Consider the following 12,198-nt stretch of genomic DNA (forward strand, 5'->3'; position numbering starts at 1 on the left):
CAAACTGATCGAAACCGACGGACACCTTCATCCCCTATAGGCGCCATCCTCGCCGCGGCGCTCACCGGATGGGTACGACTCCCATCACGTCCGCTTGTAGCTTCAGTGCCTAACCCTTCGGCGCAACCGGCCGCGCCGGGTTTCCCACCACTGTCACCCCGGCGGCCACGTCCCGTGTCACTACCGCGCCGGCCCCGATCACCGCGTCGTCGCCGATGGTCACGCCGGGCAGGATGATCGCGCCGCCGCCGATCCAGACATTGGCGCCGATGTGGATCGGCTGGCCGGACTCCTGGCCCGTGCGGCGCTGGACCGGATCGCGCGGATGGTCGGCGGTCAGGATCTGCACGCCCGGTCCGATGGCCGTGGCCGCGCCGATAGTGACCTCGACGACGTCCAGGATCACGCAGTTGAAGTTCATGAACACGCCGTCGCCCAGACGGATGTTGTAGCCGTAGTCGACGAAGAACGGCGCGCGGACGGCCACGTTCTCGCCGACCGCGCCCAGGCCCTGGGCCAGCAGCATCGGGCGCTCGTCGAGGCCGGAGCTGTTATAGCGATCCATCCAGGTCTGGGCCGCGCGCTGGTCGGCCTGCAGCTCGGCGTCGACGGTATAGAGCTCGCCGGCCAGCATACGTTGCTTCTGGGTCTTCACGCCTACTCCTTGGTCAGGTCCTGGCGGCGGAACAGCAGCACCGCGCCGGTCGTCAATACGGCTGTCCACACCGCCAGCATGGCCAGGGCCGCGCCGGCCGAGCTGGCGGTCTGGCCCAGCATGGTCGGTTCCAGCAGGGTCGCGCGCAGCAGGTCCGCGTCATAGACGGGGATGGCCAGCAGCTTCCAGCTGGATTGGCCCTGTTCCATCATGCGCAGCGAACTGGCCAGCACCGTCTGCACGAACCGCACGCCCAGGCAGGCGACGACCACGCCCATGCTCGATCGCGACAGCACCCCGATACAGGCGGCCAGCGCCGCCAGCGTCATGGCCTCCAGCCAGGTGATGGCCAGGACGCCGAGCACGTCGAACAGGTTGCGGTCGAACATCGAGACGGCCAGGGCCTTGCCGTTGATCCCCGCGCCGATCACCGCCGCGGCGGCCGACAGCACGGCGGTCAGGGCCAGGCTCCAGAACACCGCCTCGCCGACCACGACCAGCTTGGCCAGCAGCAGGTTCTGGCGGGTGTTGCGGGGCGTCAGCAGCCGCCAGGTCTCCCAGCGGTAATCGCCGGCCAGGATGGCGGCCGCGCCGATCATCAGAAACAGCGCCCCGAAGGTCGAGGCCCCGCCCGCCAGCGCCTTGATCATCTGGTCCAGCAGGCCGATCCCGAGACCCGGCATCGGCTTCTTGACCACATAGTGCAGGAAGAGGTCGCCGCCGATGCTGAGCAGGAAGCCCACGATCGGCGCGAAGCAGAACCCCCAGAACAGGGCCGAACGGTCGCGCAGCAGGCGGAAGCGTTCGGCGGCGATGGCGTCGGTGAGCATCAGAGCGCTCCTTCGTTCGAAGGCTGGGCCGTTTCGAGAGTCCGGAGGTAGACGCCCTCCAGGTCGGCGTCGCGCCAGCGGGCCTCGGTGATCTCGACCCCGGCCTCGACCAGGGCGCGGATCAGGGCGGGGGCGTCTTCGCGGCGGATGTCGGCCAGGGCCGAGTCCGCGCCGTCGGCGACGCCCTTGGCCCCCAGTACGCCCAGGACCTGGGCGATCGGCGAGGCGGCGGTGATGCGCAGGCGGGCCTCGCCGGCGGTCAGTTCGGCCACGCCGCCCTCGGCCACGACCTTGCCCTTGGAGAGGATGGCCACGCGCTCGCAGACGCGCCGCACCTCGTCCAGCTGGTGGCTGGCCAGGATGACGGTGACGCCTTCGCGCTTGGCGAGGTCGACGATCAGGGCGCGGATCTCCTGGATGCCGGCCGGGTCCATGCCGCTGGTCGGTTCGTCCAGGATCACGAGTTCGGGCTTGGTGAAGAAGGCGGCCGCCAGGCCCAGGCGCTGCTTCATGCCGACCGAATAGCCGGCCGTCGAGCGGTCGGCGGCGTGGGCGATGCCAACGCGCTCCAGCCAGCCGTCGATGTCGGCGCTTTTCGCGCCGCTCTCGAGCGCGAGCATCTTCAGGGTGTCGCGGCCGGTCAGATAGGCGGGGTAGCGCGGCGTCTCGATCATCGCTCCGACCTTGCGCAGGGCGGTGATGTCGCCGGGCGCCGCGCCGAACAGGCGGGCCGAGCCGGTGGTCGGCCTAACGAGGCCGAGCGCGATGCGGAACAGGGTGCTCTTGCCCGCGCCGTTGGGACCCAGCACCCCGAACACGCCGCCGGCCGGAATAGCGATGGAGAAGTCGTCAAGGGCGCGCACCGCCCCGTAGGTCTTGGTGAGGCGGTCGGCCTCGAGGGCGATCGACATGCGGGGAGTTCCGAGCGCCGAAACGAGTCGGCAGGCGAGGGGGACTATGGCGACCCGGGGCGCGCCCGCCAAGTTAAGAGCCGGTCATGCGGTTCCTGTCACACCCCTGTAACACCGGACGCTGATCAGGGGGCTTCAGTTCCCCCCGCCTAAGAGCCCGCCGATGTCCGTCTTTCGCCTGCTGTCCCTGATCGTGGCCGTGAGCCTCGCCTTGGCCGGTGGCGTCCAGGCGCGGGAAAAGGCCCCGCATCTGACGCTCCTGGTGTCGATGGACGGCTTCCGCGCCGACTATCTGGACCGTGGCGTGACGCCGAACCTGAAGGCCCTGGCCGACGACGGGGCGCGCGGGTCCATGCGCCCCTCGTTTCCCAGCCTGACCTATCCGAACCACTACACCCTGGTGACCGGTAAGCGTCCCGACCGCAACGGCGTGGTCGGCAACGAGATGGAGGACGCCGTGATCGGCGGCCCCAAATTCGTGATGAACGGCCCGACCTCCAACGACCCACGCTGGTGGAACCAGGCCAAGCCGTTCTGGGTCTCGGCCGAACAGCAGGGGAAGAAGAGCGCCGCCATGTTCTGGCCGGGTTCGGAGACGGCGATCGACGGCGTCCGCCCCAGCCATTGGATGAAATACCAGCATGACCTTCCGTACGATGCGCGGATCGACCAGGTGCTGGCCTGGATGGACAGCGCCGACGGCCCGCCGCTGGCCTTCGCCACCCTCTATTTCGACGCCGCCGACACCGAGGGGCACCACTACGGCCCGGACTCTCCGGAGCTGACGGCGGCGCTGGTCGAACTGGACCGCTGCATCGGCCGTCTGGTCGAGGGGCTCAAGGCGCGCGGACGTTTCGAGACGACCGACCTCATCATCGTCGCCGATCACGGCATGGCGCCGTTGCCGGCCGCCCATCGTGTGGTGCTGGACGACCTGATCGACGTCTCCAAGATCCACCTCGTCGCCAAGGGCGCGGTGACCAGCTTCTCGCCCCTGCCGGGCCAGGCCAAGGCGGTCGAGACGGCGTTCCTCAAGACCGCGCCGCCGCACATGACCTGCTGGAAGAAGGGACGGATCCCGGCGCGTTTCCACTATGGCCGCAACAGGCGCGTGCCGGCCATCGTCTGCCTGTCGGAGACCGGCTGGTACACGACGACCCTGGAAGCCCGGAAGAAGCCCGGCAAGTGGGACGGCAAGGACGGCGGCGCGCACGGCTTCGACCCTTATGACGCCAGGATGCGCGCGGTGTTCGTGGCCCACGGCCCCTCGTTCAGGCCGGGCGTCGTGCTGCCGGTATTTGACAATGTCGACGTCTATCCGCTGCTGGCGAAGGTGACCGGCGTGAAGCCCGAGAAGGGCGACGGGTCGCTGAAGGTGATCAGCCAGGCGCTGCGCTGACAGTCGCCCGCGGCGTGGAGCGCGCGGAATGGCGGGGAGCGTTGCCGGCGGGTCTTGCGAGCCGGGCGAACAGCGTCCAACTAGAGACGGCCGGGGAGGGCGATCCATGAACCAACCGATCACCGGGGCCAAACGTCAGGCCGCTCTGGGCTTCATCTTCGTCACCGCGATCATGGACGTGCTGTCCCTGGGCGTGATGATCCCGGTCCTGCCCAATCTGGTGAAACAGTTCGGCGGCGGCGACACGGCCGTCGCGGCCGACTGGAACATCCTGTTCGCCACGGTCTGGGGCGTGATGCAGTTCTTCTGCTCGCCGATCCTGGGGCTGATGTCCGACCGCTTCGGCCGCCGGCCGGTGATCCTGACCTCGATCTTCGGCCTGGGCGTCGACTTCCTGTTCATGGCCTTCGCGCCTAGCCTTTGGTGGCTGTTCGTCGGCCGGATCTTCAACGGCATGACGGCGGCCAGCTTCTCGACCGCCTCGGCCTATGTCGCCGACGTCACCACGCCGGAGAACCGCGCCAAGGGCTTTGGCCTGATGGGCGCGGCGTTCGGCGTCGGTTTCACCTTCGGTCCGGCCCTGGGCGGCTGGCTGTGGCAGTTCGACCATCGCGCGCCGTTCCTGGTCTGCGCGGCCCTGGCGCTCTGCAACTGGCTCTACGGATTCTTCGTGCTGCCGGAGTCTCTGCCGCCTGAGCGCCGCCAGCCGCGCTTCGACTGGACGAAGGCCAATCCCGTCGGCTCGCTGCAGCTGCTGAACCGCCATCCGGGCCTGCTGGGCCTGGCCGGCGTCGGCTTTCTGTTCCAGCTGGCGCACAACGTCCTGCCCAGCGTGTTCGTGCTCTATATGGGCTTCCGCTATGGCTGGTCGCCGGCGACCATCGGCCTGACCCTGATGGCCAGCGGCGTTTCCAGCATCATCGTCCAGGCCCTGGTGGTCGGGCGGGTGGTCAAGGCGTTCGGAGAGCGCGGGGCGCTGATGATCGGCCTGTTCTCGGGTTTCGCCGGCTTCATGATCTACGCCCTGGCGCCGACGGGGATGCTGTATTTGTGCGGCCTGCCGCTGTTCGCGCTGTCGGGCCTGATCCAGCCGGGCCTGCAAGGGTTGATGACCCGCCGCGTCGCGCCGAACGAACAGGGCCAGCTGCAAGGCGCCAATTCGGCGATGATGGGCATCGCCTCGATCATCGGACCGCCGCTGTTCCTATTCCCTTTCGCCTTCGCCATCCGCCACGACACGACCTTGCACATGCCGGGCCTGCCGGTGCTGATCGCCGCGGCGCTGATGCTGGCTTCGACCGTGTTAGCCTACGCTAAGGCCCGACCGCTGCCCGCGCCGGAACCGCAGGCGGCCTGAAGCCTTACCATCGCGCAAAACGCCTTAGACTCGCCAGAAAGCTCGGCTGAGTTCCCGAGGAACGTTAGGAGCCTTTTCTTGAAGACCATCCGCGCCCTGCTGCCCGTCGTCGTCCTGCTGGCCGCCTGCTCGAATCCGGCCGGGCCGTCCAATGCCCAATCGGTCGGCAACGGACCCGTTCCCGACATGCCGCAACCGACCCGCCGCGCTCCGGCCGACGCGGCTTCGATGAAGCTGTCGTTCTCGCCGGTGGTGAAGAAGGCCGCCCCGGCGGTCGTCAATGTCGCCAGCCGCCGGGTGGTGCAGCGCCGCGTCGATCCTTTCTGGGACTTCTTCATGGGCGGCGGCGGCCAGGGCGGCAGCCAGGTGCAGGGCTCGCTGGGCTCGGGCGCCATCGTCCGCGCCGACGGTGTGATCATCACCAACCACCACAATATCGACGGGATGAGCGACATCACCGTTCAGCTGGCCGACCGTCGCGAGTTCCCGGCCACGGTTCTGCTGGACGATCCGCGCGCCGACCTCGCCGTACTGAAGATCGACACCAAGGGCGAGAAGCTGCCGGTCATGGCCATCGACGATCAGGACCAGATGGAGGTCGGCGACCTCGTCCTGGCGCTGGGCAATCCGTTCGGGGTCGGGCAGACCGTGACCAACGGCATCGTCTCGGCCCTGGCCCGGACCGACGTCGGCGCGGCCAATTTCGGCAGCTATATCCAGACCGACGCGGCCATCAATCCGGGCAATTCGGGCGGCCCGCTGGTCGACATGGACGGCGACCTGGTCGGCATCAACACCTTCATCATCTCGCGGTCGGGCTCGTCCTCGGGCGTCGGCTTCGCCATCCCCGCCGCCGTGGTCCGCCAGGTGGTGGGCGCTGCGCTGGGCGGCGGCCACAGCGTCGTGCGGCCCTGGCTGGGCGTGAAGGGCCAGCCGGTCACCGGCGACATCGCCAAGAGCCTGGGCATGACCGTCCCGCGCGGCGTGCTGGTGGCCCAGGTCTATCCTGGCTCGTCGGCCGATCGCGCTGGCCTCAAGGAAGGCGATGTCATCCTGTCGATCGACGGTCGTGCGGTGAACGACGAGGGCGGCGGCGCCTTCGCGATCGGCACCCACAAGGTCGGCGACCGCGTGCCGATGCAGATCCATCGCAACGACAAGGAGCAGACGCTGACCGTCCGGGCCGAGGCCGCGCCGGAGACCCCCGCCCGCGACGAGCGCACCCTGTCGGGCTCCAACCCGTTCAACGGCGCCACCGTGGTCAACCTGTCGCCGGCCGTGGCCCAGGACCTGGACGTCGACCCGTTCGTCGGCAAGGGCGTGCTGGTGACCAAGATCGGCGGCGGCTACGCGGCCAATATCGGCCTGCAGCCGGGCGACTTCATCCGCGAGGTCAACGGCCGCGCCGTCAATACGGTGGCCGACCTCAACGCCGCCGCGAAGCTGCCGACCCGCAACTGGGTGGTGACGATCGAGCGCAACGGCCAGCGGATCACGGCCCGCTTCTCGGGCTGACGACTTGGGCCCGGCGGCCTGCTAGAAAGGACTCATGTCCGATCTCTTCCAGGCCGCCGGCCTGACGCCCCACGCGCCGGCGCCGCTGGCCGACCGCCTGCGACCCCAGAGCCTCGACGAGGTGGTGGGCCAGCAGCATCTCCTGGGTCCCGAAGGCCCCATCGGCCGCATGGCCGCCGCCCATCGCCTGGCCTCGATGATCCTGTGGGGGCCGCCTGGCACCGGCAAGACCACCATCGCGCGTCTGCTGGCCAAGGCCGGCGGCTACGAGTTCCAGCAGATCTCGGCGGTCTTCTCGGGCGTCGCCGACTTGAAGAAGGCCTTCGAGCAGGCCCGCATGCGCCGCGCGGCCGGCCAGAGCACCTTGCTGTTCGTCGACGAGATCCACCGCTTCAACCGCGCCCAGCAGGACGGTTTCCTGCCGTTCGTGGAGGAGGGGATCGTCACCCTGGTCGGCGCCACGACCGAGAACCCGTCCTTCGAGCTGAACGGCGCTCTCTTGTCCCGCTGCCAGGTCTTCGTGCTCAAACGCCTGGGCGAGGACTCGCTGGACCAGTTGCTGCAGCGCGCCGAGGTCGCCGAAAACCGGCCGCTGCCGATCGACGCCGAGGCGCGTTCGACCCTGGTCGCCATGGCCGACGGTGATGGCCGCTACCTGCTGACCCTGGCCGAGACCCTGTTCTCGATCGGGACCGACAGCCCGCTGAATACGACCCAGCTGGGCCAGTTCCTGCAGAAGCGCCGCCCGGCCTACGACAAGGACCGCGAGGAGCACTACAACCTCATCTCGGCCCTGCATAAGTCTGTGCGTGGCTCTGATCCCGACGCGGCGCTCTATTGGCTGGCGCGGATGCTGGAGGGCGGCGAGGACCCGCTGTTCATCGCCCGCCGCCTGGTGCGCATGGCGTCCGAGGACATCGGCGCGGCCGATCCGCTTTCCCTGCTGCTGACCACCGCCGCCAAGGACGCCTACGACTTCCTGGGCTCGCCAGAGGGGGAACTGGCCTTGGCCCAGGCCGTGGTCCACATGGCGTCTGCGCCCAAGTCCAACGCCGTCTACAACGCCTACAAGGCCGCCCGCCGCGCCGCCAAGGAGACCGGCAGCCTGATGCCGCCGTCGCATATCCTCAACGCCCCGACCAAGCTGATGAAGAGCCTCGGCTATGGCGACGGCTACGCCTACGACCACGATGTCGAGGGCGGCGTCTCGGGCCAGAACTACTTCCCGGACGGCATGGAGCGGCGACGGTTCTATGAACCCAAGCCGGTCGGCGCGGAAGCCAAAGTGCGTGAGCGCTTGGAAGCCTGGGGCAAGGTGCGTAAGGACGGCAAATGAGCAGTCCGAAATTCCGCCGTCCCCCTGGTGTCGCCAAGCCCAAGGCCGTCGAGTGCCCGATCACTCTGACGCCCGAGGAGATCGACACGGCCAAGTCGTGGGTGCTGTACGAGGACGAGACGGTCATCGTGCTGGACAAACCCGCCGGCCTGTCCAGCCAGGGCGGGCGGATCAAGGCCCATACGCTGGACGACCTGCTGTGGGCGTTCGCCAGGCCGGGAAAGGCTCGGCCGCGCCTGATCCATCGTTTGGACCGCGACACCTCGGGCGTGATCCTGACGGCCAAGACCAAGCCGGGCGCGGCCTTCCTGGGCGAGGCCATGATGGCCAAACGCTTCCGCAAATCCTACCTCGCCATCGTCGCGCCGGGCGCGCCCGAGCCGAAGGGCGGCATGATCGACAGCCCGTTGCGCCGAGAGTCGATCGGCCGAGAGGCCTATATGCGGGTCTGCGAGCCGGACCATCCGGACGCCGAGACCGCCCGAAGCCGCTACCGCACCCTGGCCAGCAATGGCGTCGCGGCGCTGGTCGAGTTGTCGCCCGACACCGGGCGTATGCACCAGCTTCGGGTTCACATGGGCTCGATCGGCCGGCCGCTGGCGGGCGACAGCCGCTATGGCGGGGCGCTGATGCTGGGCGGCGTGGCCGTGCCGCGCCTGATGCTGCACGCCGCGCGCCTGACTTTTCCGCATCCGCTGGGCGGCGAGCGCAAGGTCATGGCCCCGCTTCCGTCCGATTTCAAAGCCATGCTCCAGGCCCTGGATCTGGCGGTTCCGGAACAGCCAGGTTCCGAGGCCGTTGATCAGGTCTGAGGACAGTCGCCATGAAGATCGCAAAACCCCTGATCGCCGCCGCGCTCGCCGGTTTCCTACTGGCGGCCTGCGCGACGACCCCGACCGTCTATCGCGCCCAGCTCGGCGCGCCCAACGACGTCGGCTATTCGGAATATCGCCTGGAAGCCGGACGTTATCGCGTCACTTTCCAGGGCGGGCCGGGCGCGAAGGAGGCCCAGGTCGCCGACTACGCCCTGTTGCGCGCCGCCGAACTGGCCCTGCGCGACGGTTATGACTGGTTCCGGATCGCCGACCGCTCGACAAACGTCAGCGGCTACGACCGTGGGCCGCGCGTGTCGGTCGGCGGCGGTTCGGCCAGCTTCGGCCGGCGTTCCAGTGTCGGCGTGGGACTGGGGACGAGCTTCAATCTCGGCCCGGGCCCGGCCGTGTCGCGTTCGATCGAGGTCGTGTTCGGCAAGGGCGCGACGCCGCGCGATCGCGACGCCTACGACGCGCGGGACGTGGTCAAGAATGTCGGCTACGGCCGGCAGCGAGTCTAGTTAGGCCGCCGCTCTCTTGCCCAGCGGATAGTTCGCGCGCAGCGCCGCGTGGGTGAGGCCGGCCGTCTCGGCGGCGGCGAAATAGCCGTCCTGGGGCAGGCCTTGCAGGATGGTCATCGGGGCCAGGCCACGGGCGTCGCGACCGAAAGCCATCATCTCCATGGCGATCTTGCCGGCTTCGCCGGAGAGATCGGAGGCGTCCAGCGCCAGGCCGGCCAGGCGGGCGTCGCGCAGCACGCGCAGGGCTTCCTTGTCCGGCGGCACGCGGGCGATGACGCCGCGGGTGAGGGCGCGCAGCAGGCCGACCACCTCCAGCAGCCGGCCGGCGGGGGTACCGCGGGTGACGTCGACCAGTTCGATCATCAAGCCGCCGCGCAGCAGGCTCAGCGACAGGCCGGCGGTGCCCGTCAGCAGGTCGCGGCCGCGCTGGGTGCCCAGGGTGCGGAACGAGGCCGGCAGGATCAGTTCGGGCGCGTTGTGGCCTTGGGCCGAGCGCGCGAACACCGCAGCGTATTTCAGCGTCGACTCGTCGATGAAGGCTACATCGCGGTCCGACAGCTTGGTCAGGGCGCGGGCCGAGGCCTGGCGACCGCTGGCCAGGTGCGTGACCATCGGCTCGACCCGCACGGCGGTGGTGATGTTGCGCCGCAGGCTGACCACATGCTCGAGCGTGAAGTCCACGCGCAGCGCAGCGCCGCCGGCGGTGGTGAAGGCCACCGGGGTGCGGCGGGCCTCGTCAGCCGGATCCACTTCAATGCGGACCGGCGAGCGCGCGGAGTCGCGGCGGGCGCGGGCGGCCAGGATCACGCTGGGGTCGATGGGCCTGCAGATGGCCTCGCCGTTCTCCAGCCCGATCACCGAACGGATGCCCAGGTCCTTCGCCGAGGCATTGCCCAGCAGATGGGTCAGCACGTCTTCCAGGATCCGCACGCTGGTCGCCTGGGCGGCCAGACCCTGGTCGTTGTTCATGGCGATCAGGAACTCGCTGTCCGAAATGCGGGCCCGCATGTCGTTGCGGTCCAGATGTTCGTTCAGCTTCAGCTCGACATAGGTCCAGACGTCGCCGCGCTTCTGGCTCCACCATTCGCCGGCCCAGTGCCGGATGGCCTTGATGCTGATCACGTTGACCGAGCCGCGCGCGACGAGCTCCGAGCCCGACAGGCGCTGAGCCACCGGGCCCGGAAGGGCCACGCGTTCGGTCGCGTCTGAAGAGGTTGAGGTGTCGAAGGGCATGAGTCTGGCGCTGTTGATACGCCCTGGAGAATGCGGGAAGCGCGCTTAACCGGTCGTTCGGAAATACGGTTTCCAAACGCGTTTACCGTGAAAGAAACCGGGGAAAATCAAGGGAACTTCGTTGGATGCTTGGCGCTGGCGTCTGCTCGGCGCATAAGGCGTTCATGAACAAGCTGCTTCTGGTGGCCGCTGGCGGAGCCGTCGGCTCGGTCGCGCGCTATCTGGTCGGCGTCGGCGCCATGCGGGTCATGGGGACGGGCTGGCCGTATGGCACCTTCACCGTGAACATCGCCGGGGGCTTCCTGATGGGCTGCCTGGCCTCGTGGCTGGCGCATCGCGGCAACGCCTCAAGCGAACAGTGGCGCGTGCTGCTGGGCGTGGGCGTGCTGGGCGGCTTCACGACGTTCTCTTCGTTCTCGCTGGAGACCGCGCTGATGATCCAGAAGCGCGACTATCTGCCAGCCTTCTCCTATGCCGCCGCCAGCGTGCTTCTGTCCGTGGCGGCCCTGTTCGCGGGCCTTCTGATCGCCCGCAAGGTTTTCGCATGAGCATCAAGGAAGTCCGCACGCTGTACGTCGACGCCGGCGAGGACGGGGTCCGCCTCGACCGCTGGTTCAAGCGCCGTTGGCCGCACCTCAACCACATCCAGCTGAACAAGCTTTTCCGCTCGGGCCAGGTCCGGGTCGACGGCTCGCGCGCCAAGGCCGACACCAAGCTGGTCGCCGGTAGCCAGATCCGCGTGCCGCCGCTGCCCGACGCGCCCGATCCGAACGAAAAGGCCAAGCTGTCGCCGCGCGACATCGCCTACGCCAGATCGCTGGTGCTATACGAGGACGAGGAGGTCCTGGCGCTGAACAAGCCCGCCGGCCTGGCCGTTCAGGGCGGCACCAAGACCACCCACCACGTCGACAAGTTGCTGAGCGCCTGGGGCGAGGGCGTCAATCGACCGCGCCTGGTCCACCGCCTGGACCGCGACACCTCGGGCGTGCTGCTGCTGGGCAAGACGCCCGCCGCGGCCGCGCGCCTGTCGGGCGCCTTCGCCAAGCGCAAGGCGCAGAAGACCTACTGGGCCATCGTCGCCGGCAATCCGCACCCGACCGAGGGCGTGATGGAGCTGCACCTGGCCAAGCGCGGGGTCGGTGATCGCGAACTGGTGGTGCCGGCCCAGCCCAAGGACCCGGACGCCCAGCCGGCCGAGACCGAATTCGTCACCATCAGCCGCGCCGGGCCGCGCGTTACCTGGATGGCCCTGCGTCCGCACACCGGCCGCACCCACCAGTTGCGCGCCCACATGAAGGCCATGGGCCATCCCATCCTGGGCGACCCCAAGTACGGCGACGACAAGTCCGCGCCGCTGTCGGAGGGGCTGAAGCTGCAGTTGCACGCGCGCTCGATCCTGCTGCCGCACCCCTCGGCCGGCATGCTGCACATCGAGGCGCCGTTGAGCCCCGAGATGAAGGAAGGCTTTCGCAAGTTCGGCTTTTCGGAAGACGAGGCCGACGCCGAACCGTTCGCCCGACGCCAAACCAAACGGCGCTGATCTCCAAATCCGATCTTCCTGGCGAAAGCCGGGACCCAGATCGAGCCCGCTTATCTTAGCCCGTGGACGCTGCTTGAGGCGCGTCATCT

At 68.8% G+C, this 12,198-nt stretch carries 12 protein-coding genes; 8 read left to right on the top strand and 4 right to left on the bottom strand.

Features of this window, described 5'->3' with window-relative positions; all coding sequences use genetic code 11:
* Nucleotides 1-109 precede the first annotated feature (109 nt).
* The 3 genes from AC1RJ9_RS26775 to AC1RJ9_RS26785 are packed head-to-tail and all read right to left on the bottom strand — an operon-like array spanning nt 110 to nt 2,396.
* Nucleotides 110-655: a sugar O-acetyltransferase gene (locus AC1RJ9_RS26775; protein ID WP_492841569.1), complete on the bottom strand. Its 546-nt coding sequence runs from the start codon at nt 653-655 to the stop codon at nt 110-112.
* A 2-nt stretch (nt 656-657) separates the two neighbouring features.
* Entirely contained in the window at nt 658-1,485 is an 828-nt protein-coding gene (locus AC1RJ9_RS26780) for an ABC transporter permease (RefSeq protein ID WP_492841571.1), read from the bottom strand.
* Complete coding sequence (locus tag AC1RJ9_RS26785; RefSeq protein ID WP_492841573.1) at nt 1,485-2,396, bottom strand: ABC transporter ATP-binding protein; 912 nt, start codon at nt 2,394-2,396, stop codon at nt 1,485-1,487. Before AC1RJ9_RS26785 ends, AC1RJ9_RS26780 begins: the two co-directional genes overlap by 1 nt.
* A gap of 163 nt (nt 2,397-2,559) precedes the next feature.
* On the opposite strand from AC1RJ9_RS26785, the gene AC1RJ9_RS26790 reads away from it, so the two are divergent.
* The 6 genes from AC1RJ9_RS26790 (at nt 2,560) to AC1RJ9_RS26815 (ending at nt 9,336) form a co-directional block, all read left to right on the top strand.
* Nucleotides 2,560-3,795 carry an alkaline phosphatase family protein gene (locus AC1RJ9_RS26790; protein ID WP_492841575.1) on the top strand — a complete coding sequence of 412 codons (1,236 nt, stop codon included), beginning with the start codon at nt 2,560-2,562 and terminating at the stop codon, nt 3,793-3,795.
* A gap of 106 nt (nt 3,796-3,901) precedes the next feature.
* Nucleotides 3,902-5,152, top strand: a complete 1,251-nt coding sequence (locus tag AC1RJ9_RS26795) for a TCR/Tet family MFS transporter (RefSeq protein WP_492841577.1) — start codon at nt 3,902-3,904, stop codon at nt 5,150-5,152.
* Nucleotides 5,153-5,230: 78 nt separating this feature from the next.
* Nucleotides 5,231-6,667, top strand: coding sequence for a DegQ family serine endoprotease (locus AC1RJ9_RS26800; protein ID WP_492841579.1), 1,437 nt, complete (start codon nt 5,231-5,233; stop codon nt 6,665-6,667).
* A gap of 34 nt (nt 6,668-6,701) precedes the next feature.
* Nucleotides 6,702-8,003 (top strand): replication-associated recombination protein A, encoded by a 1,302-nt coding sequence (locus tag AC1RJ9_RS26805; protein WP_492841581.1) that lies wholly within the window; start codon nt 6,702-6,704, stop codon nt 8,001-8,003.
* Nucleotides 8,000-8,815, top strand: a complete 816-nt coding sequence (locus AC1RJ9_RS26810; RefSeq protein WP_492841583.1) for an RluA family pseudouridine synthase — start codon at nt 8,000-8,002, stop codon at nt 8,813-8,815. Before AC1RJ9_RS26805 ends, AC1RJ9_RS26810 begins: the two co-directional genes overlap by 4 nt.
* A gap of 11 nt (nt 8,816-8,826) precedes the next feature.
* Nucleotides 8,827-9,336, top strand: coding sequence for a CC0125/CC1285 family lipoprotein (locus tag AC1RJ9_RS26815; RefSeq protein WP_492841585.1), 510 nt, complete (start codon nt 8,827-8,829; stop codon nt 9,334-9,336).
* Here AC1RJ9_RS26815 and AC1RJ9_RS26820 read toward each other — a convergent pair whose 3' ends face one another.
* Nucleotides 9,337-10,569 carry a hypothetical protein gene (locus AC1RJ9_RS26820; protein WP_492841587.1) on the bottom strand — a complete coding sequence of 411 codons (1,233 nt, stop codon included), beginning with the start codon at nt 10,567-10,569 and terminating at the stop codon, nt 9,337-9,339.
* 164 nt (nt 10,570-10,733) lie between these two features.
* Here AC1RJ9_RS26820 and crcB point away from each other — a divergent pair, with 164 nt between their 5' ends.
* Nucleotides 10,734-11,117 (top strand): fluoride efflux transporter CrcB, encoded by a 384-nt coding sequence (gene crcB, locus AC1RJ9_RS26825; protein WP_492841589.1) that lies wholly within the window; start codon nt 10,734-10,736, stop codon nt 11,115-11,117.
* Nucleotides 11,114-12,109, top strand: a complete 996-nt coding sequence (locus AC1RJ9_RS26830) for an RluA family pseudouridine synthase (RefSeq protein WP_492841591.1) — start codon at nt 11,114-11,116, stop codon at nt 12,107-12,109. Before crcB ends, AC1RJ9_RS26830 begins: the two co-directional genes overlap by 4 nt.
* The last annotated feature ends 89 nt before the right edge of the window (nt 12,110-12,198 follow it).

The sequence above is a fragment of the Caulobacter sp. GW822-FHT07D08 genome (assembly GCF_058798735.1).

Coding starts and splice junctions, on each gene's coding strand:
- AC1RJ9_RS26780 (WP_492841571.1), bottom strand. CDS start 1,485: ATGCTCACCGACGCCATCGCCGCCGAACGCTTCCGCCTGCTGCGCGAC.
- AC1RJ9_RS26785 (WP_492841573.1), bottom strand. CDS start 2,396: ATGTCGATCGCCCTCGAGGCCGACCGCCTCACCAAGACCTACGGGGCG.
- AC1RJ9_RS26790 (WP_492841575.1), top strand. CDS start 2,560: ATGTCCGTCTTTCGCCTGCTGTCCCTGATCGTGGCCGTGAGCCTCGCC.
- AC1RJ9_RS26795 (WP_492841577.1), top strand. CDS start 3,902: ATGAACCAACCGATCACCGGGGCCAAACGTCAGGCCGCTCTGGGCTTC.
- AC1RJ9_RS26805 (WP_492841581.1), top strand. CDS start 6,702: ATGTCCGATCTCTTCCAGGCCGCCGGCCTGACGCCCCACGCGCCGGCG.
- AC1RJ9_RS26810 (WP_492841583.1), top strand. CDS start 8,000: ATGAGCAGTCCGAAATTCCGCCGTCCCCCTGGTGTCGCCAAGCCCAAG.
- AC1RJ9_RS26815 (WP_492841585.1), top strand. CDS start 8,827: ATGAAGATCGCAAAACCCCTGATCGCCGCCGCGCTCGCCGGTTTCCTA.
- AC1RJ9_RS26820 (WP_492841587.1), bottom strand. CDS start 10,569: ATGCCCTTCGACACCTCAACCTCTTCAGACGCGACCGAACGCGTGGCC.
- crcB (WP_492841589.1), top strand. CDS start 10,734: ATGAACAAGCTGCTTCTGGTGGCCGCTGGCGGAGCCGTCGGCTCGGTC.
- AC1RJ9_RS26830 (WP_492841591.1), top strand. CDS start 11,114: ATGAGCATCAAGGAAGTCCGCACGCTGTACGTCGACGCCGGCGAGGAC.